Genomic DNA, 19,709 nt, shown 5'->3' on the forward strand with positions numbered 1-19,709 from the left:
CGACTGCTGTCGTGTTGCGCGTCCGGCACAAGGACCCCTGAAAATGACTTCCACCCTCGCTCGTCCCCTCCCCTCGACCACCGTCGAGATCGCTCCAGTTCGTCTCCGCTCGGTCCCGTCGCCGACCGCTCCGCATGTCGCCACTGCAGGTCTGCAACTGTCGACGAAGGCCGCCGCACTTGTTCTGCGCACCGCCCGCGTCTCGGGGCCGGTCTTCCGCGATGACACCGCTGCTGCCACCGGGCTGTCGATCTCAACCGTGAACCGCCAGGTCAGCGCTCTGCTCAAGGCGGGGTTGATCCGCGAGCGCGCCGATCTGACGCCGCCCGGTGCCGTGGGACGTCCCCGCGTCCCGTTTGAGATCAACACGACCGGTTTCCTGACCGTCGGGATTCACATCGGCTACAAGACCACGTCGATCACGACTCACGACCTTATGCACCGCGTTGTCGGCGCCATCGCGATCCCGACGCCGCAGGCCGGGACTCCCGAAGAAGTAGTCGCCGCGGTTGGCGCGAGCGCTCGTCGTTTCGCCGATCGCTGGGTCGGTAAGCGCCTGCTCTGGGCGGGAGTCGCCATCGGCGGACGAGTCGCCGAAGGTGGCGTCGTCGATCATCCGCGTCTTGGATGGTCGAACGTCCCCGTCGGGCGAGTGATCGCCGAGACCATCGGACTGCCCGTCTCCGTCGCGTCCCACGTCGAGGCGATGGCCGCCGCAGAACTGGTCGTCAACACGCCGTCCGACCAGAGCCAGAACTTCCTGTACTTCTACGCCCGCGAAATGGTCGGCATCGCATTCAGTGTGGACGGCACCGTCCACACGCCTGCCGCGGGTCCGCCCACGATCGGGCACTTCCCGACCGGCGAGACGACGCTTCTCGATCCCGATCGCACCGGACGTCTCGAAGACACCGTCGGCGATTCGGGTGTCCTGTACGCCGCAGAGAAGGCGGGGCTGTCGGTGTCGTCGATCGACGAACTGCGCGCCGCCGCCCGTACCGGCAACACCGTCGCGCACGACATCCTCACCGAACGTGCCGAGATCCTAGGCCGGACCGTCGCGTTGATCTCGGACATCTTCAACCCGGATCACGTGATTCTCGGCGGGCAGGCCTTCACCGACTACCCCGAAGCTCTTCCCGCAGTCAGCAAGGCACTGCGTGCGACGTCGGTCGTCACCCAGCGTGATGTTCGTGTCGCACGTTCGGCGATCACTGTCCAGCAGAAGGCCGCGGGCGCCGTCGCTCTCGACGCGATCTACGCCGACCCGCTCGACGCTCTCTCGCACACCGCCTGATCAGCGAACCATTTCCTAGTCGTTCCCTGGCGTCCGACCACGACCGGTCAGCACCACAACGTGTTCGGCGAAGTCTGAGCGTGGTTCACGTGCTCGGGCACCACGTCGCGTTACGCTTCGCTCATGTCTGAGCCGGAGAAGCCCGACGAGGGTCAGCGGACGTATGACGCGATGTCGCTGTTCAGCAAGTCGCAGGAGCAGGCGGTGAAGGTCGCCTCAGAGACGTTGCACAAGATCCGCGGAATGGCTGCTGCCGGTGCGTCGGCAGGAGCGGCCGCCCCGGATGAGCTGATGCGGCAGGTCGCCGAGCTGAGCGGGGCGGTGACGAGCCTGGCGGGTAGTGCCACCGGCGTCGCCGGAGCCGTCGCCCAGCCGATGCAGGATTTCATCGTCCAGCAGCGGAAGCTGGCAGAGACGATCGCCAAGTTCGCCGAGGTCCAGGCCGAATTGTCCGGGGTTGTGGCCGAGTTCGCTCAGCGACAGGCGGCGACGGTTGCTGCGCTCGAGAAGGTGACGACGCCGGTTCTCGGCCTGATGGGCGCGCAGCAGACCGAGGACGACGCTCCCGCGTGACGCGTCGACTCCCGCTAATCGTCTGACAATTAGCGGGAGTCGACAGGTGCAGCGGGAAGCGGGGAGGGGCCTAGTCGGCGGTACGCCGACGGAACGCGCGCAGAGCGAACGGTGCGAAGATCGCCGTGAGAGCGATCGACCAGAGGATCGTCGCGAGGACCGGGTGCTGGAGCGGGAGTGCGCTCGAGTCGGTGGCCTTCGGGCCGTTGCCCCAGAGTTGACGCATGGCCTGGACCAGCGACGACACCGGGTTCCACTCGGCGATCGTCCGCAGCCACGTCGCCATCGGCGCAGTCGGGACAAACGCGTTCGACAGGAACGTCAGCGGGAAGAGCAGCGTGAACATGAAGCCGTTCACGGCCTCAACTGACTTGAGCCACGATCCGACGAGAATGCCGAACCAGATGATGCCGAAGCCGAACACCAAGACCAGGGCGAAGCCCAGGACCGCCTCCGGGAACGACGTATGGATCCGCCAGCCGATCACGAGGCCCGTCAACGCCATCACGACGATGCCGATGGATGAGTGCATCAACGACGCGATCGCTCGACCGAGCAGGTACGACGTCCGGTTGATGGGCAGCGAACGGAACCGGTCGACGATGCCTTTGTCGACGTCGGCCGTGATGCCGTTGGCGACGATGAACGCGGTGAACACGATCGTCTGGCCCATGATGCCGGGCAGCAGGTACTCGCGGTAGCTGCCGCCGCCGGGCACCGGCATCGCCGGACCGAACACGAATGCGAACAGCACCACGAACATGATCGGTTGGACCGTGACGTCGGACAGCATCTCGGGCATGCGTTTGGTGTGGATCATGCTGCGTTGCACCATGATCGACGTCTGACGCCAGAGGCTCGGCGGATCGATCGCGAGTCGGGGGTCGATTGCGGGGGCGCTCATGCGCTCGCTCCTTCAGAATCGGAGGCGGACTCGGAGCCGGGTTCGGCACGATGGCCGGTGAGGCTGAGGAAGACATCGTCGAGGCTCGGGCGCGACAGCCCGATGTCGTCGATTGCGATCCCCGACTCGTCGAGCATTCCCGCGACGCGAGTGAGGTCGGCGAGCCCGCCCGCGGGCACGGTGAGGGTGCGGGCATGCTCGTCGACGAACACGTCACCCGCCACCTGATCGAGGATCGCCCGAGCCGCGTTCACATCGGCGGCGTGGGTCACCGTGGTGATCAGGCTGGCCGCTCCCGCCTGCGTCTTCAATTCGAGCGGAGTGCCCTCGGCGATGATCTTTCCCGCGTCGACGACGACGATGCGGTCGGCCAGCTGGTCGGCCTCCTCGAGATACTGGGTGGTCAGCACCAGAGTGGTCCCCGCCGCGACGAGTCCCCGCAGGACGTCCCACAGTTCGTTGCGACTGTGCGGGTCGAGGCCGGTGGTCGGCTCGTCGAGGAACAGGACCGGCGGCGCCGCGATCAAGCTGACCGCGAGGTCGATCCGGCGTCGCATGCCGCCGGAGTATTCGCGAACGGTCTTGTCGCCCGCATCGGTGAGGGAGAACTGATGGAGCAGTTGCTCGGTCCGTTCCTTCAGCGCCTTGCGGCCTATGCCGTAGAGACCGCCGATCATGCGCATGTTCTCGCGTCCGGTGAGCAGCTCGTCGACCGTTGCGGCCTGGCCGGTGAGGCCCATGCTGCGTCGGACGGCGTCCGGATTCTCGCGGACGTCGAAACCATTGATTCGCGCGGTGCCCGACGTCGGGTCGCTGAGGGTGGTCATCATTCGGACGGTGGTCGTCTTGCCTGCGCCGTTCGGGCCGAGCATGCCGAGGACGGTGCCGGTCGGGACGGCGAAGCTCACGCCGTCGACCGCCGTGAAATCGCCGAACCGTTTGACCAGGTCGACGGCTTCGACTGCTACGGATGCGTCGTGTCGATTGTTCACACGATCACCGTACGGGCAGGGTGTGACATCCTCCACTGGATTCTTGAGTCGGATCAGCCGAGGATCGCCTTGCGGTCGGAGTGCAGGAATGTGATCAGGCTGGTCGCACCGCACAGCAGCCCGGCTGCCAGAATCACCTGAGGACCGGTGAACACCGAGGCGACGACACCTCCGACGCCTGCTCCGGCGAGGAACCCGACGTAGACCATCGCGTAGCCGAGCCAGTCGTAGACGGTTCCGCCTCCGGTCAGGTGACGCTCGATGCCCTGGCCGAGCTTCACGAGCGTGCCGGTGACGTAGGACAGCGGGACCGAGACCTCGCCGTTCTTGACGAAGGAGGTGTTCAGCGCGCCGATGGCGAAGGTGATGACGACGATCGGCAGGAACCTGACCTCGGGCTCATCGAAGCCGTCGTAGGCGAAGTCGAGACCTGCCGCGGCGAGCAGCCCAGCGGTGGTCAGGACGGTCGGTCCGTGCGGATGGTTCTGCCAGTACCGGCGGCGACAGAACGACGCCGCCCAGACGCCGGCGACGAACGCGACGATGAGCACGATCGCCGCGACAGCTCCCGCGCCCGCGACCTTCTGGGTGGTCGAGACGCCGAACCACGAGACGACCGCGCGTTCGGTGTTGCCGGTCATGAACGTGACGAAGTACCCGGCGCTGTGGAGGAACGCCACGGCTCCGACCATGCCGGCCACCCCGGCGAGCAGCCAGGAGAGTCGGGCGTCGGAACCGACAGCGGTCTCCCGGTTGACGACTGGCCCGTGTGTGTTCGGGCTCATGATGTGACGGCGTCGAACAATGGGGTCATGCACTCGATTGTGCAGACGCGATCGGGCCGTCGCCGTTGTCGGTGCGACGACTCACATCGCGTGCGCCACAGTGAATCTCACCTGTTCACGCGAGCGTCACGCGGCGGAAACCGGCGTCGCGTAAGAGCTCAGTTCGCGTGACGATTCTTGGTGACGGCCCATGCGTGCAGGCGGCGGTACCCGCGAACGGACAGTGTCGGAATCGACCGGACTCGGAACTGTTCGTCGCCCTTCAGATCGTCGGAGACGTTCTCGTCGACCAGTGTGGTGCCCGAGTGTGCGGAACTCGCGAGTCGGGCGGCGATGTTGACCGGTTCGCCGAACACGTCGCCGAGACGGGTGAGTGCGTGCCCGCGTGCGATGCCGATCCGGAGGGTTGGCAGTTCGCCGCCCGAGGTCAGTGCGTGCAGCGCGACGGCGGTCTCCGCGGCCGCGTGGGCGTCGGGGGAAGTGAACATGACCGCGTCGCCGATCGCTTTGACCACTCGTCCGCCGCTGGCGACGACGATGCTGTGCGCAGACGACTCGAACGTCTCCAGCAGATCCTCGAGCTCGGTCATGGCGAGCTTCCGCGACATCGACGTGTAGCCGACGATGTCGGCGAAGCCGATCACCGTGTCGGCCTCGGCCTCGTCCTGATCCGGCGCCGCCAGGTACGACTCCAGGTGGCGGCGCCACACGAGTGTCTGCAGATGAGCGAGAGCGTCGATCATCTGGTCGGTGGTGGCCGTGATGTCGTCGTTGGCGGCGAGGAGTCGGATCTGCTCTGCCTGCCATTCGGCCAGACGTGCTGTCGCCTGTCCGATCGAGCGTGCGGCCGCGAGTTGTGCGGAGGTGTCCATCGCGTGGTCGCCCTGCACGTAGATCGCAAGCGCCGCAAGGTCTTCGGTTGTGAACCGATGCCCGGTGGCTCCGGTGTCCTGGGCGAAGCCGAAGGCGTTCCAGAAGCGCTGCGCGTAGTCGTGATCGAGTTGCAGGGCGTCGACGAGCTCTTCACGCGTGTAGCTGACCGGTTCGTCAGACACCGAGCAGTCCCTTCATCAGGTACGCCATCCGGGCGGCGAACTCGGGCCGCGGTGTACTGCGCGGCAGTCGTTCCGCGTCGTTCACGATCGCCAGCGCGGCGTGGACGACGAGGCCTGTCGATTCGACACTGCGCTCCGGTGCGTACTCGGTCAGCAGCTGGATCCACCGTGCCACATAGCGACGCTGACTGGCGACGAGTTCGCCCGCATGAGGATCGCCCGCGAGCGAGTACCCGCTCGTCAACGCCACGATGAGGTCGGGCGACGACGTGATGACGTGCACGTAGGTGTCGACGAGCGACCGGAGTCGGACGGCTGGATCGGGGCTCGCCGCGTACGACACCATCGCCCAGGCGTCGAGTTGGTTGCCGCTGCGCTGACCTATCGCGAGGAGGATCGCGTTCTTCGACGGGAAGTGCTTGTAGACGCTCGGGCCGGTGATCCCGACGGCGGCGCCGATGTCGTCCACTCCGGTGCCTGCGAATCCCTTGCGGGAGAACAGAACTGCAGCAGCATCCAGAATCTCGTCGCGGCGGGTGCGCGGCGCCTCGATGCCCGCAGGTTCGATCAGAGGGGTCGCATCGCTCGGGGTGAGCCGCAGGATCTGACGCAGCAACGCGAGCAGTTCGGCCTCGACGTTGAGCGGGACCGTCCGTACTGCACGTCCGACCACGCTGCCGACCACGCTGAGCACGGCGCCTGCGAGGTACATCGTCTCGCGCTCGGTGAGATCGGGGCGCGTGGAGCCGATGGCCGACGCCCACTGACGAAGAACGCTCCGCGTCCGGCGCACCACCTCGCGGTTCTGCTCGACGGACAGGTGCTGGCCCGACCATCGCCACAACGACGTCGACTGTGGATTCGACATGCTCAGCCGGACGGCGGCGACCGCCAGCGCCTCGGCGGGGTCGTCGGCTTCGTCGAGATTCGCAGCGGCGGTGTTCGCCTCCAGATCGTCGACGGAGGCCTGCACGGCGTCGAAGAGGAGAGCCTGTTTGTCCTCGAAATGTCGGTAGACGGTCGGCGCGCTGACGCCAGCGTGCCGAGCGATGTCCGCCACGCTGACATGCGGGTATCCGCGGTCGGCGAACAGTAGTGTCGCGGCATCGATCAGCTGACGCCTACGGTCGTTGGACCGGGCGCGGCGCACACCTGAAGTTGACGTCATGGTGAACCGACCATAGCCGAAGTGTTGACGAATTTGTATAGACCTGACCTCCCGGTATAGCCAAAACCGTTATTGGGGGTTAGCCTCATGGTCGTAACCATCTGAGGTTCGTGTGAAAGGAACACTTGTGTCCGACGAAGCATTCATCTACGAGGCGGTCCGTACGCCCCGTGGCAAGCAGCGCGGAGGCTCGCTGCACAGCGTCAAGCCGATCGACCTCGTCTCGGGTCTGATCGACGGACTCCTCGCCCGTCACGGCGATCTCGACCCGAAGGACATCAACGATGTCGTCCTCGGTGTCGTCTCCCCGGTCGGCGAGCAGGGTGCGGTCATCGCACGTACCGCAGCTCTCACCTCGGGTCTCGGCGAGACCGTCCCAGGCACCCAGATCAACCGCTTCTGCGCTTCGGGCCTCGAAGCCGTGAACCTGGCGGCAGCCAAGGTCCGCTCGGGCTTCGACGACCTCGTCCTCGCGGGCGGCGTCGAGTCGATGTCGCGCGTGCCGATGGGCAGCGACGGCGGCGCCCTCTTCATGGACCCCGCCACCGCGTACGACAACTACATCGCTCCGCAGGGCATCGGCGCCGACCTCATCGCGACGATCGAGGGCTTCTCGCGTGACGACGTCGACGCGTACGCCGCCGAGTCGCAGCGCCGCGCCGCACAGGCGTGGGACGAGGGTCGCTTCTCGAAGTCGATCATCCCCGTCAAGGACATCAACGGCGTCACCCTGCTCGACAACGATGAGCACCGTCGTCCCGGCACCACCGCGGAGAGCCTCGGCAAGCTGAAGCCCGCGTTCGCAGGCCTCGCCGCGATGGCAGGCTTCGACGACGTCGTGATGCAGAAGTACCCGAACGTCGAGCAGGTCAACCACGTCCACACCGGCGGCAACAGCTCCGGCATCGTCGACGGTTCCGGACTGGTCCTCATCGGTTCCGAGGAGGCGGGCAAGCGCAACGGCCTGACTCCCCGCGGCCGCATCGTCTCGTACGGCGAGATCGGTTCCGAGCCGTCGATCATGCTCACCGGCCCGACGCCGTCGACCGAGCTCGCCCTCAAGCGCGCAGGTCTGACCGTCGACGACATCGACGTGTTCGAGCTCAACGAGGCCTTCGCCTCGGTCGTCATGAAGTGGATGAAGGACCTCAAGGTTCCCCACGAGAAGGTCAACATCAACGGTGGCGCCATCGCCCTCGGTCACCCGCTCGGTGCAACCGGCGCGATGATCCTCGGCAGCACGCTGGACGAGCTGGACCGCATCGGCGGCCGCTACGGCCTGGTCACCCTCTGCATCGGTGGCGGCATGGGTGTCGCAACCGTCATCGAGCGCCTCTGACGGCCACGGAACAAAAGGAAAAGACTTTCATGACTGAGAACATGATTTCGTGGGAGAAGGACGCCGACGGCGTCGTCGTCCTGACGATGGACGACCCCAACCAGGGCGCCAACACGATGAACCAGACCTACATCGATTCGATGTCGGCCACCATCGAACGCCTCGAAGCTGAGAAGGACGACATCGCCGGTGTCGTGCTGACCTCGGCGAAGAAGACCTTCTTCGCGGGCGGCGACCTCAAGGACATGACCGCGGGACGCGGCGACAAGTCCAAGGAGGAGATCGCCACCGAGATCACCAACCGCACCAACGGTCTCAAGAAGGTCCTGCGTCGTCTGGAGACCCTCGGCAAGCCGGTCGTCGCCGCCATCAACGGCGCGGCACTCGGCGGCGGCCTGGAGATCGCTCTCCACTGCCACTACCGCGTCGCAGCCGACGTCAAGGGCAACCAGCTCGGCCTGCCCGAGGTGACCCTCGGTCTGCTCCCGGGCGGCGGCGGCGTCGTCCGTACCGTGCGCCTCCTCGGCTTCCAGCAGGCGCTCATGGGCGTTCTGCTCCAGGGCCCGCGTCTGAACCCGACCAAGGCCAAGGAGATCGGCCTGATCAACGAGGTCGTCGGTTCGATCGAGGAGCTCGTCCCCGCTGCGAAGAAGTGGATCGCGGCCAACCCGGAGGCTCAGCAGCCGTTCGACGTCAAGGGCTACAAGATGCCCGGCGGCGCACCGACCAACCCGGCTGTCGCGGCGAACCTGCCCGCCTTCCCGGCGCTCCTGCGCAAGCAGATCAAGGGCACCAACATGCCTGCGCCGCGTGCCATCCTGGCCGCAGCCATCGAAGGTGCGTACGTCGATGTCGACACCGCAGACGAGGTCGAGACCCGCTACTTCGTGTCGCTGGTGACCGGCCAGGTCGCGCAGAACATGATCAAGGCGTTCTTCTTCGACCTGCAGCACATCAACGGCGGCGGCTCGCGTCCCGAGGGCTTCGAGAAGTTCCAGGCCAAGAAGGTCGGCGTCATCGGCGCAGGCATGATGGGCGCTGCGATCGCGTACGTGTCGGCCAAGGCCGGCATCGAGGTCGTCCTCAAGGACATCGACATCGAGGCTGCCAAGCGAGGCAAGGGCTACTCGGAGAAGCTCGAGGAGAAGGCTCTCTCGCGCGGCAAGACCACGCAGGAGAAGAGCGATGCGCTCCTCGCCCGCATCACCCCCACCATCGACCCCGCCGACTTCAAGGGTGTCGACCTGGTGATCGAGGCTGCTTTCGAGTCGGTCGAGGTCAAGAACAAGGTGTTCCAGGAGATCCAGGACATCGTCGAGCCCGACGCCGTCCTCGGCTCGAACACGTCGACCCTGCCGATCACGATCCTGGCCGAGGGCGTCAACCGTCCCGAGGACTTCATCGGAATCCACTTCTTCTCGCCGGTCGACAAGATGCCGCTGGTCGAGATCATCCGTGGTGAGAAGACCAAGGACGAAGTCCTCGCCAAGGTCATCGACTACACGCTCGCGATCCGCAAGACGCCGATCGTCGTCAACGACAGCCGCGGTTTCTTCACCAGCCGCGTGATCGGAACCTTCATCAACGAGGCAGTCGCCGCCGTCGGTGAGGGTGTCGAGCCCGCGTTCATCGAGCAGGCAGGCAGCCAGGCCGGTTACCCGGCCCCGCCGCTGCAGCTCATGGACGAGCTGACGCTGACCCTGCCGCAGAAGATCCGTCAGGAGACCGAGGCAGCGATCCGCGCGGCAGGCCAGGAGCCCACGCCGCACGGTTCGTACGCGGTCATCGACAAGATGGTCGAGCTCGGACGCACCGCCAAGAAGGACGGCAAGGGCTTCTACGACTACGTCGACGGCAAGCGCGGCCTCATCTGGCCGGGTGTCCGTGAGAACTTCAACTCGGGTTCGACGGAGATCCCCTTCGAGGACATGAAGGAGCGCATGCTCTTCGCCGAGGCCCTCGAGACGGTGAAGTGCTTCGACGAAGGTGTCCTCACCTCCGTCGAGGACGCCAACATCGGTTCGATCTTCGGCATCGGCTTCCCGGCCTGGACCGGCGGCGTCGTGCAGTACATCAACGGCTACGAGGGTGGCATCGCAGGCTTCGTCGCCCGCGCTCGCGACCTCGCGTCGAAGTACGGCTCGCACTTTGAGCCCCCGGCCTCGCTGGTCGAGAAGGCTGAAGCAGGCGTCACCTCCCTGACGAACGAGAACCTCGTCAAGTGATCTGACAACTCGCCGCGTTCGTCGAGCGGGCCTTCCCGCTCATCGAGCCTTTGCCCGGCTCATCGAGCGCAGTCGAGATGGCGGCCCCGGTGGAGAAATCCACCGGGGCCGCTTTGTCGTTTCTGCAGGTCACCGCCTGTGGAATTCGGTCTCGACGGTTCCGTGATTCGGTGCGATCCTCGTCTTGTCGAAGGGGGACGACATGTCACGGAGGAAGAAGACCGCATCGAAGAGGCGGCACGGCGCCTCGCCGAAACTGAGGCTGGCACTGCGTCGTGCGGCACGGGCTCCGGTGTGGGAGTGGCCCGCGATCGCCGGTGAACTCGCGCGTGACGAGGGCGGATCGATCGATGAGTGGCTCAAACGGATGATGCGATTCGAGCCGAGTGCCGAACGGTACGGAACGGTGTTGCCGATGCGTTTCGAGCTCGGCGACGGTGTGTCGCTCCGCGACATCGTCCGCACGTGTTCATTGGTCGCCCTTGAGTACGAGTGGGACGCGGCGACGCGGCGTCATCGGTTGCTGGAGCTCGAGCCGACAGAGGAGGACGAGGAGCTCATTGCGGCCTTCGACGAACTGTCGGCAGCGCTGTGGTGGTTTCAGGAGGCTATCGATCGGCACGACGATGCTATCGGTTGCGCCTACGAGATCCCGTACGCGTTGCGTCAGGCGATGGCACTGTTCGCCCGTCACGATGAGCTTCCGCGGGCGTCGTGATGACGCCGCAGGCCTGGGTCACACTGATCGTCGGTGTGCTCGCGTCGATTGGTGTGGTGGGCACCCTGTGGCAGAGGCAACGGTCCGAAGCGATGGACCGAATGCACCGCGATCGCTTCGACGCACGGGCCGAGTGGTGGCGACGGTTCCAGTGGGCGGCGGAGCAAGCCCACAGGGGCGACGATGCGTCGAGTGAACTGGGGTTTGCTGTTCTGGAAGCGCTCACGGAGTCGCCTCTGGTGACCTCTAGTGAGGTCGGAATTCTGGCCGCGACTGCTAATCTTAGGCCACGTAGGTCGTCGAGTGACCCGGGCCGAGGTGAACAGTCATGACGTCTCCCGATGAGAGTGCTCGTCTGGAACAGAGTGCTCGCGAACGTGCAGGCGCCGATTTCATTCTTGCTGGTCGGACCAGCCGCGCGCGCCGGTCAGCGGCGAATATTCTGGTGAAGGTGGCCCGGCTGCAAGGCCAAGAGCCCGAGCAGTGGGTGCTCGACGTGGCAGAAGGTCGTCTCCCAGCCTGAACCGAGCCACCTCGCCCCGCCACGCCGACTCAGGCTCCGATCGGTGAACCGGCCGGTCTGCGACGATGGTCGGCATGCGGATCCTGCGCTCGGCTGCCGTCGTCGCGGCGACGGCAGCGCTCGCTGCGTGCAGTCCTGAAACCGTGGTCGACGATGGGCCGATCGCAGTCGATCCATGCGGACGGATCGGACCGGCGTGCACCTCGGTGGGCGCCGGAACCGTCGCCGACGGGACGTCGCTTCAGGGAATCGGTGTGGTCGAGGGCGTTGACGGCAGCGCCGAACTGCGTGTTGCGTTCGACGATGCAAGAGGCGTTCAATCGGCGGTTGTTCCTCGTGCCGCCTATGTCTACTCGGAGTCGGTGACGCGCGACGTCGCGCTTTACGACCTGGACGCGAAACCGGGCCACGAGATCGTCATCGGTCGTGGAACGGACGGCACCCACGCGTGGTTCGGCGTGTACACATTCGACGGAACCCGTCTGGTGCGGTTGCGAGGACCCCGCGATGTGGTGGACCCTCAGACCGGGATGTGGCGGCTGCTCGTCGGCGATAAGCAGGGGCAAGTCGTGTGCGGAGACGACGGTCGGGTCACCGCGGGCTCGGCTCGGCTCGGCGACGACTACTTCGCCTGCCGTGATGAGCTGACCACCGACGTCACCTTCCGGAAACCTGCCGCGCAGTAGCGCGCGCTATCGTCGAACTGCCACGTCCGTACCGAAGAACAGGATCAGCATTCATGCCTGAGACGACCGTCAGCAGCATCAACCAGGCGGAACGTCCGCTCCGACTCGGAGTCGCCGGGCCGGTCGGAACAGGCAAGAGCACTCTGATCGCGACGCTGTGCCGTCGACTGGCGGAGAGCCTCGAGATGGCGGTCGTGACCAACGACATCTACACCGACGAGGACGCCCGGTTGCTGCGTGCGGCAGGTGTGCTCCCGGTGGAGCGCATCGTCGCCGTTGAGACGGGCGCCTGCCCGCACACCGCGATCCGCGACGACGTGACGCCGAACCTGCTGGCGGTAGAAGACCTCGAAGCCGAGTTCGCCCCTCTGGACCTGGTGATCGTCGAGAGCGGCGGCGACAACCTGACAGCGACGTTCAGCCCCGCGCTCGTCGACACGCAGATCTTCGTCATCGACGTGGCGGGCGGCGGTGACGTGGCACGCAAGGGCGGGCCGGGCATCGAACGCGCGGATCTGCTGGTGGTCAACAAGACCGATCTCGGGCCGCACGTCGGCGTCGACCCGGCCCAGATGGTGACCGACGCGTCATCGGTGCGGGGCGGACTGCCCGTCGTCGCACTGAGCCAGCGGGACGAGGAGAGCATCGACGATCTTGTCGCATGGGTGCACGGTGTGCTGGCCGAGCATCGCGGCGGCGCACTTGTTCCCGCCGATCCGGGTCCGATGGCCCCGCACTCGCACGCAGGCGACCACGATCACGAACACGGCGAGCACACGCACACTCACTGAGGGATTACGTCGACGGGACCGCTTCGGGTTCTTGAAGCCGATCGGACTCTCGGCGTTCAACGAACATCAGGGCGATCGGGCTGAGCACCGCGGCGACCATTCCGGCTGCGAAGCCGTTGCCGTACAGGTTCAGCCCGATCGTCAGCGAACCGGCGACCTGGGCGACCGAGACGTGGAGGAAGCCGGCGAGCACGCCCCAGTGCGGGCCGAAGCGCGCCGAGATCGGAGCGAGACACGTGCCGAACATGACCGCCCACACGACGCCGTCGTCGTCGAGCCCGAGTGGTTTGGTGAGTGCTCCGAGGATCACGCCGAGCATGACCGGAACGATGTTCACCGCGTGCTTTCCGCACGCGCTGAAGCCGATGACGCTGACGATTCCACCGACGACGGGACCGTTGAAGTCTGCGTCGATGGCCACCATGAGCACTGTCGTCAGGGTTCCGGTGATCGCCATGTTGAGCAGGGTGGGACCGGGGCCGTCGGATCCGATGAAGTCGGCGGGCGCCTGCCCAGTGCGGCGGAGCAGGCCGCGGTAGCCGCGCCACGGCCTGCGGTCGAGGGCGAATGCGGCGATGACGACCATCGCGATGAGGATCGCGCACAAGATCAGCAGGGGACCGTCGTTCCCGCTGGTCCATGTCATGGGCGGCTGATCTTCCAACCCGAACGACCGGAAGACCGCGATGATCACCGCGCCGAGAATGCCCGCGACGAACCCCATGTTGTAGAGGGTGAACCCGTTGTGCGCGCGGAACAGGCCGCGCGCGACTGGCGAGACGATGAAGCCGATGAGAAGCCCGGTCGCGAGGCCGACGGGAACTGACACCCACTTGACCAGACCTGTGTTGAAGGCGATCTCGGAGAAGACCGGCGACAGTGCTGTCGCGAACCACGCCGTCGTCACCGAATCGCGCAGAGCCTCGCGTCGCCAGAGCGCGTACAGAGCCACGCCGATGAGAATGGGCCAGACGTTCACGATCGTCTTCCCGAACAGCCCGAATCCCAGCACCATGTACAGGCAGCCGACCGCGCCGCCGTCGACCTTCGCTCCGGTCAGCCGGTATGTGAGGCACGCGAGGAGCGTGACGAGACCGGCTTGTGCGAATGCGCCACCGAGCCCGCCGAGCAGTACGAAGTCGGTGACGAGGACATCGGGTGCGATCACGATGTCGCCGATGCCGCGGATCACGTCGCCCGGTGTGTCGACGATGAATCCGAAAGCGATGCACGCGACCGCGGTCGCCACGATCAAACGCATCAGGATCCGTTCGGTGCGGTCACCCGACTCGACGATCACTCATATACCTCCGCTCCGATGTCGAACTTCGGAGTCTAGTGTCGCGTGTCGGGCGAACGGCCGCCTGACTGGGGCGACGCAGCCGGATGGCTCAGATGCCGGGGAGGATCACGGGAGCGAGTTCTGGTCGTTTCGCCACACGCCCGTCGCCGAGTGATCGGCCGCGGAGTTTCCGGATGATCCACGGGGTGAAGAATTCGACCACCCACCGGGCGTCGCCGAGCGTCCGCAGGACTCGGTTGGGGTCGTCGATCGGCGGGAGGGCATGACCCCAGTCGGCGGAGCTGCCTTCGAGTCCGAGCGCATATGCGGCTCCCGCGGCGAAGCGGTCGTGGCCGGTAGGGGATGCGTGCAATCGGTCGCGCGCCCAGGAGCGCAGGTCGGTCAGGACGGGTGCGCTGTATAGGTCGACAAGGATGAAGCCGTACGTCGTCGCGAACTCGCGCATCATGTCGTTGATCAGGAGAAGCCGGTCTTCCACACTGCGCCCGAACGGGATCGTGCGAGCGACGTCGGGGAACGTCGAGATGACAACGGTCGCACCGGATTCGGCGAGACGTCGGTAGATGAAGTCGAGATCGGCGCGGACGACGGCGGGGTCGGCGCGTCCGATCACGTCGTTCATGCCCAACGGCGCCGCGATGAGGTCGGGAGCCAGGGACAGGCACGGCTCGAGTTGTTCGTCGCGAGTGTTCCGGGTGTTCTTCCCACGGATGGCGAGGTTGGCGTACCGGAAGTCCGGGTTGTCCACGGCCAGGCGTTCAGCGAGGCGATCGGCCCAGCCTCGGTAGCCGGCGGAATCGTCTCCGTCACACATCCCCTCGGTCTGGGAGTCGCCGATGGCGACGAATCGCGAATAGCCCATAGGCCGATAGTAGCCAGGAGTTCACCGGATCAGAGTGAAGTCGAACACTTTACAAATTAGCTCAGATGTCTAGACAACCGACGTGCCAACGTCTAATGTCAAGTTCACCAACTCGCCTCACCAGGAGGAAGACATGGCGAATCCGACAATCGACGACAGCCCCGTCGACGACGTTCAATGGCGTGACAAGAAGCGCCACCTCTGGCTTCTCGGCCTGATTCCACCGACCGCAGTTTTCATCGCGACCGGACTCATCGCGCTGATGAACTGGGCCGGCGACAAACTCGATTGGGCCTGGCTCGGTACCGTGTCCCCGGTCTGGTGGTGGATCGGCCCGATTCTGCTCTACGTCCTGCTCCCGATCCTCGACGTGTTCTTCGGGCCCGACGGCCAGAATCCGCCGGACGAACTCATGGAGCAGTTGGAGAACGACAAGTACTACCGGTATTGCACCTACGCGTACATTCCGTTCCAGTTCGCCAGCCTGATCTTCGCGGCGTACCTCTGGACCGCGGGTCCGAACGGCCGCTTCGGCGACCTGAGCTGGCTCGGCGTCGAAGGCGGGTCCCTCGGCATCGTCTCCAAGATCGGTCTCGCGCTGTCGATCGGCGTCATGGGCGGCATCGGCATCAACACAGCTCACGAGCTCGGCCACAAGAAGGTGTCGCTCGAGCGCTGGCTGTCGAAGATCACGCTCGCGCAGACGTTCTACGGTCACTTCTTCATCGAGCACAATCGTGGTCACCACGTCCGCGTCGCCACCCCCGAGGATCCGGCGAGCTCGCGCTTCGGCGAGACCTTCTGGTCGTTCCTGCCGCGCAGCGTCTACGGCAGCCTGAAGTCGGCATGGGAACTCGAGGCCAACCGTCTCAAGAAGATCGACAAGCCGGTGTTCCATCGGAGCAACGACGTTCTCAACGCGTGGGTCATGTCGATCGTTCTGTGGGGTGTGCTCGCAGCCGTCTTCGGCTGGCAGATCCTGCCCTTCATGGTCCTGCAGGCCGTCTACGGATTCTCGTTGCTGGAGACCGTCAACTATCTCGAGCATTACGGCCTCGTCCGGCAGAAGAACGCCCGCGGTCGTTACGAGCGCTGCACCCCGTCGCACAGCTGGAACAGTGACCACATCTGCACAAACATCTTCCTGTACCACCTGCAGCGTCACAGTGATCACCACGCGAACCCGACGCGTCGCTACCAGACACTCCGCAGTTTCGAGGAGGCTCCGAACCTCCCCAGTGGTTACGCCAGCATGATCGGCATCGCCTACTTCCCGCCGATCTGGCGCAAGATCATGGACAAGCGCGTCATCGAGCACTACGACGGCGACCTCACCCGCGCCAATCTGCAGCCGGGCAAGGAGGCCAAGCTCCTCGCCAAGTACGGACAGGCCGCTCGCGCCCAGGCCCCGGCCGCCGCACAAGACACCGCGGTCGCCCTGCTCGATCGTCCGGCCGCCACCGCGTACCGCTGCCCCAACTGCGAGTACGTCTACCGCGAGGCAGAGGGAGCCCCCCGTGAGGGCTACGCGGCAGGCACCCCGTGGGCCAGCGTGCCCGACGACTGGAACTGCCCGGACTGCGGTGTTCGAGACAAGATCGACTTCCTTCCGATTGGAGCCTGACATGAACTTCAAACTCTTCCGTTGCATGCAGTGCGGGTTCGAGTACGACGAGGCGGAAGGCTGGCCCGAAGACGGCATCGAGCCCGGCACCCGATGGGACGACATCCCGGACGACTGGAGCTGCCCGGATTGCGGCGCCGCCAAGGCCGATTTCGAAATGGTCGAGGTTGCACGGCCATGACCACCAGTTCTGATCGTTCCGCTTCCGACGCCGGCGTTGTCGTCGTCGGGGGCGGGACGGCGGGCGCCACAGCCGCGGTCGCCCTTCGAGCGGGCGGGTACGACGGTCCGGTGACGCTCATCGGCGCAGAACCCGAAGCCCCGTACCGCCGGACTGCGCTGACGAAGGACCTGCTCGTCGCTGATCTGTCCGTCGAGAAGATCGCGCTGCAGAAGCCGCAGTCGTGGGCCGAACGGAACATCGACCTCCGTACGGGGGTGACCGTCACCGCGATCGATCCGTCGGAGCGCACGGTGGTCTGCTCGAACGGCGACGAGATCGGCTATCGCGCACTCGTCCTGGCGACCGGCGGCGCGGCGGCCCGGCCGCCATGGCTCGGCGCGGACGTTCGGACGATCAGGGCCCTCGACGAGGCGCTCGCCGCCCGGCAGGCGATCGAAGAGGCCGCCAGGGTGGCCATCGTCGGAGGCGGCTTGATCGGACTCGAACTGGCTGCGTCGGCAGCCGCGCGTGGATTCGACGTCGACGTGATCGAAGCGGCCGACCGGATCCTCGGCCGCGCGGTCCCCGCGGTGGTGTCGGAGTGGTTCGCCGAACTGCATCGACGCAACGGCGTTCGGCTGCACCTCGACTCAGCGGTCGTCTCCGCGTCGGCCGACGGCGTGGTCCTCGCCGACGGCGCCGCGATCGACGGTCCCGTCGTCGCGGCTGTCGGAATGCGCCCGGACATCGGCTTGGCCGAAGCGGCGGGCCTCGAGTGCTCCCGCGCCGGGATCATCGTCGACTCGGGGTTCGCCACGAGTGCACCCGACATCTACGCGGCAGGCGACGCGGCGGCTCCTCCGGACCTGCTGACTGGAGATCCGTCAGTCGGCGGACACTGGTTCGGCGCGACAGATCAGGGCAAGGCCGTCGCCGGATCTGTGCTCGCGGCACTCGGTGGAGCAGTCGCTCCGACATTCCGAGACGTGCCGCGCGCTTGGACGATTCAATACGGGATCAACGTCCAGACAGTGGGCTGGCCCGCTGGCGGCGACGTCGAGATCGATGGATCGCTCGCTGACGACGACGCCACCGTACGAGTGACGCGAGACGGGCGGTTGATCGGTGCGGTCACCGTCGGACGAGCCGCTGCCGCCCGGACGTGCCGCGCGGAGATCGACGCATCGCTAGGCTCGACGGTGTGAGCGCACCCACGAGTGACCGGCCGACGTACGCGGCAGCGAGTAAGCTCCTGCTGCGTACGTCGCTGCTCGACGGCCTGCGTGAGTTGATGACCATCAAGGACTGGTCGCAGGTCACCATGAGTGATGTCGCCAAGCATGCGGGCGTCAGCAGACAGACGGTGTACAACGAGTTCTCGTCGCGCAACGGTCTGGCGCAGGCGTACGCCCTTCGCCTGGTGGAGGAGTTCACCAGTGAGATCGGGGCGGCCGTGGAGGCGATGCCCAACGACGTGGAAGGCGCCCTCGCCGCAGGTTTTGCCGGGTTCTTCGCCAGCGCGAGCCAGGACCCGATGATTCAGTCCCTGCTCAGCGGCGAGGCCAAGCCCGACCTTCTCAAGCTGATCACCACCGACTCCGCGCCGCTCATCGAGTCGGCGTCGCGGCGCCTCGACACCACTCTCCGCGAATCGTGGATCGCGCTGCCCGAACACATGTCGGGACCCATCGCGCGGATGATCACACGTCTCGCGATCAGTTACGTGGCGATGCCTCCGGAAGCTGATTTCGACGTCGCGGGCGACCTGTCTGCCGTCATGTCGCCCGCGATCGTCGCAGCTCGGGGTGGTTCTTAGCGAGCGAGGAACGCGGCGACGGAGCTTTCGAACGCGTCCTTCGCCTCGATCATCACCCAGTGTCCGCACTTCGGGAACACGTGGAGTTCGGCGTCGGGGATCAGTCGCATCGGGACCATCGCCATGTCGGGCGGGCTCACGCGGTCGTCGCGTCCCCATGCGAGGAGAGTCGGGCACTTCACGAGGTGCATCGACGCCCAGTACGGCGGGGTCGTCGAGTTGGCCATGAACTGCTGCATCATCTCGAACGACTTCGAGCCGTACATCATCGCCGCGGTCTTGGCGGCGTCCGGATTGATGGCCGCCTCCCATCGCTCCTCGATGAGCTCGTCGGTGACGAGCGACCGGTCGAAGACCATCGAATTGAGCCAGCGCACCAGCTTGTCGCGGTCGGGGGCGTCGGTGAACTCTTGCAGCAGGCGAAGGCCCTCGGACGGGCTGGGGCTGAACACGTTGGGTCCGACGCCGCCGATCGTCACGAGTTTCGCGATCCGGTCGGGATGCTTGATCGCGAGGTTGATTCCGACCACACCGCCCATGGAGTTTCCGATCACAGCGGCCTTGTCGATGCCGAGGGCGTCCATGAACCGGATCACCGATGCGCCCGCGGTCAGGACGGGGTGTCCCTCGACGGCGTCGGATACCCCGAAGCCGGGGAACTCGACGACGTAGCAGTGGTGCGTCTTGGCGAAGAACTCCAGGTTGCCGCGGTAATTGCGCCACCCGGTGACGCCGGGGCCGCTGCCGTGGAGGAGCAGCAGCACCTCGCTGTTGTCGGCGCCCGCCTCGTGGTAGCGGATGACGCCCTGATCAGTGGTGAGCTCGCGCTTGGTCGACTCGTATGTCACGTCCATGACACCAGAATAGAACGTGTTCTAGTTGAGT

At 65.9% G+C, this 19,709-nt stretch carries 20 protein-coding genes; 12 read left to right on the forward strand and 8 right to left on the reverse strand.

Annotation, left to right across the window (positions count from 1 at the left end; genetic code table 11):
- The first annotated feature begins 43 nt into the window (after positions 1-43).
- A complete protein-coding gene (locus WFK36_RS18805; protein WP_008377077.1) occupies positions 44-1,297 on the forward strand; it encodes an ROK family transcriptional regulator in 1,254 nt (417 codons plus the stop codon).
- A 123-nt stretch (positions 1,298-1,420) separates the two neighbouring features.
- A complete protein-coding gene (locus tag WFK36_RS18810) occupies positions 1,421-1,870 on the forward strand; it encodes a hypothetical protein (RefSeq protein WP_008377079.1) in 450 nt (149 codons plus the stop codon).
- Between the two features lie 70 nt (positions 1,871-1,940).
- Here WFK36_RS18810 and WFK36_RS18815 read toward each other — a convergent pair whose 3' ends face one another.
- The 5 genes from WFK36_RS18815 to WFK36_RS18835 all read right to left on the reverse strand — a co-directional run bounded on the left by WFK36_RS18815 (position 1,941) and on the right by WFK36_RS18835 (position 6,774).
- Positions 1,941-2,774 carry an ABC transporter permease gene (locus WFK36_RS18815; RefSeq protein ID WP_336793521.1) on the reverse strand — a complete coding sequence of 278 codons (834 nt, stop codon included), beginning with the start codon at positions 2,772-2,774 and terminating at the stop codon, positions 1,941-1,943.
- Positions 2,771-3,766: an ATP-binding cassette domain-containing protein gene (locus WFK36_RS18820; RefSeq protein ID WP_008377083.1), complete on the reverse strand. Its 996-nt coding sequence runs from the start codon at positions 3,764-3,766 to the stop codon at positions 2,771-2,773. The genes WFK36_RS18815 and WFK36_RS18820 overlap by 4 nt, the downstream gene beginning before the upstream one ends.
- Positions 3,767-3,819: 53 nt before the next feature.
- Entirely contained in the window at positions 3,820-4,551 is a 732-nt protein-coding gene (locus WFK36_RS18825) for a YoaK family protein (protein WP_336793523.1), read from the reverse strand.
- Between the two features lie 158 nt (positions 4,552-4,709).
- Positions 4,710-5,606: an adenylate/guanylate cyclase domain-containing protein gene (locus tag WFK36_RS18830; RefSeq protein WP_336793525.1), complete on the reverse strand. Its 897-nt coding sequence runs from the start codon at positions 5,604-5,606 to the stop codon at positions 4,710-4,712.
- Positions 5,599-6,774, reverse strand: coding sequence for a TetR/AcrR family transcriptional regulator (locus WFK36_RS18835; RefSeq protein ID WP_040519534.1), 1,176 nt, complete (start codon positions 6,772-6,774; stop codon positions 5,599-5,601). The genes WFK36_RS18830 and WFK36_RS18835 overlap by 8 nt, the downstream gene beginning before the upstream one ends.
- 127 nt (positions 6,775-6,901) lie before the next feature.
- Here WFK36_RS18835 and WFK36_RS18840 point away from each other — a divergent pair, with 127 nt between their 5' ends.
- From WFK36_RS18840 to ureG, 6 genes are all read left to right on the forward strand, one after another.
- Entirely contained in the window at positions 6,902-8,113 is a 1,212-nt protein-coding gene (locus WFK36_RS18840; protein ID WP_008377090.1) for an acetyl-CoA C-acetyltransferase, read from the forward strand.
- Between the two features lie 29 nt (positions 8,114-8,142).
- Positions 8,143-10,338 (forward strand): 3-hydroxyacyl-CoA dehydrogenase NAD-binding domain-containing protein, encoded by a 2,196-nt coding sequence (locus tag WFK36_RS18845; protein WP_008377091.1) that lies wholly within the window; start codon positions 8,143-8,145, stop codon positions 10,336-10,338.
- A gap of 202 nt (positions 10,339-10,540) precedes the next feature.
- Entirely contained in the window at positions 10,541-11,056 is a 516-nt protein-coding gene (locus WFK36_RS18850) for a hypothetical protein (protein WP_336793527.1), read from the forward strand.
- A 328-nt stretch (positions 11,057-11,384) separates the two neighbouring features.
- Positions 11,385-11,579, forward strand: coding sequence for a hypothetical protein (locus WFK36_RS18855; protein ID WP_336793528.1), 195 nt, complete (start codon positions 11,385-11,387; stop codon positions 11,577-11,579).
- A 74-nt stretch (positions 11,580-11,653) separates the two neighbouring features.
- Complete coding sequence (locus WFK36_RS18860; RefSeq protein ID WP_336793529.1) at positions 11,654-12,265, forward strand: hypothetical protein; 612 nt, start codon at positions 11,654-11,656, stop codon at positions 12,263-12,265.
- Between the two features lie 53 nt (positions 12,266-12,318).
- A complete protein-coding gene (ureG, locus tag WFK36_RS18865; protein ID WP_336793530.1) occupies positions 12,319-13,056 on the forward strand; it encodes an urease accessory protein UreG in 738 nt (245 codons plus the stop codon).
- Positions 13,057-13,060: 4 nt separating this feature from the next.
- On the opposite strand, the gene WFK36_RS18870 is transcribed toward ureG, so the two are convergent.
- Positions 13,061-14,356, reverse strand: coding sequence for a DUF1576 domain-containing protein (locus tag WFK36_RS18870; RefSeq protein WP_336793531.1), 1,296 nt, complete (start codon positions 14,354-14,356; stop codon positions 13,061-13,063).
- Positions 14,357-14,447: 91 nt separating this feature from the next.
- Positions 14,448-15,221 carry an SGNH/GDSL hydrolase family protein gene (locus tag WFK36_RS18875; protein WP_008377099.1) on the reverse strand — a complete coding sequence of 258 codons (774 nt, stop codon included), beginning with the start codon at positions 15,219-15,221 and terminating at the stop codon, positions 14,448-14,450.
- A 133-nt stretch (positions 15,222-15,354) separates the two neighbouring features.
- On the opposite strand from WFK36_RS18875, the gene WFK36_RS18880 reads away from it, so the two are divergent.
- Genes WFK36_RS18880 through WFK36_RS18895 form a run of 4 tightly spaced genes read left to right on the forward strand, consistent with a single transcriptional unit; the run spans position 15,355 to position 18,824 of the window.
- Complete coding sequence (locus WFK36_RS18880) at positions 15,355-16,845, forward strand: fatty acid desaturase (protein WP_336793534.1); 1,491 nt, start codon at positions 15,355-15,357, stop codon at positions 16,843-16,845.
- A gap of 1 nt (position 16,846) precedes the next feature.
- Positions 16,847-17,026, forward strand: coding sequence for a rubredoxin (locus WFK36_RS18885; RefSeq protein WP_008377101.1), 180 nt, complete (start codon positions 16,847-16,849; stop codon positions 17,024-17,026).
- Entirely contained in the window at positions 17,023-18,213 is a 1,191-nt protein-coding gene (locus WFK36_RS18890) for an NAD(P)/FAD-dependent oxidoreductase (RefSeq protein WP_336793535.1), read from the forward strand. Before WFK36_RS18885 ends, WFK36_RS18890 begins: the two co-directional genes overlap by 4 nt.
- Positions 18,210-18,824: a TetR/AcrR family transcriptional regulator gene (locus WFK36_RS18895; protein WP_008377103.1), complete on the forward strand. Its 615-nt coding sequence runs from the start codon at positions 18,210-18,212 to the stop codon at positions 18,822-18,824. The genes WFK36_RS18890 and WFK36_RS18895 overlap by 4 nt, the downstream gene beginning before the upstream one ends.
- On the opposite strand, the gene WFK36_RS18900 is transcribed toward WFK36_RS18895, so the two are convergent.
- The gene (locus WFK36_RS18900) at positions 18,821-19,678 is read right to left on the reverse strand and encodes an alpha/beta fold hydrolase (RefSeq protein WP_336793537.1); all 858 of its coding nucleotides are present in this window, start codon (positions 19,676-19,678) and stop codon (positions 18,821-18,823) included. The genes WFK36_RS18895 and WFK36_RS18900 overlap by 4 nt on opposite strands.
- Positions 19,679-19,709: the final 31 nt, after the last annotated feature.

Source organism: Gordonia malaquae (assembly GCF_037148075.1).
GTDB lineage: Bacteria > Actinomycetota > Actinomycetes > Mycobacteriales > Mycobacteriaceae > Gordonia > Gordonia malaquae.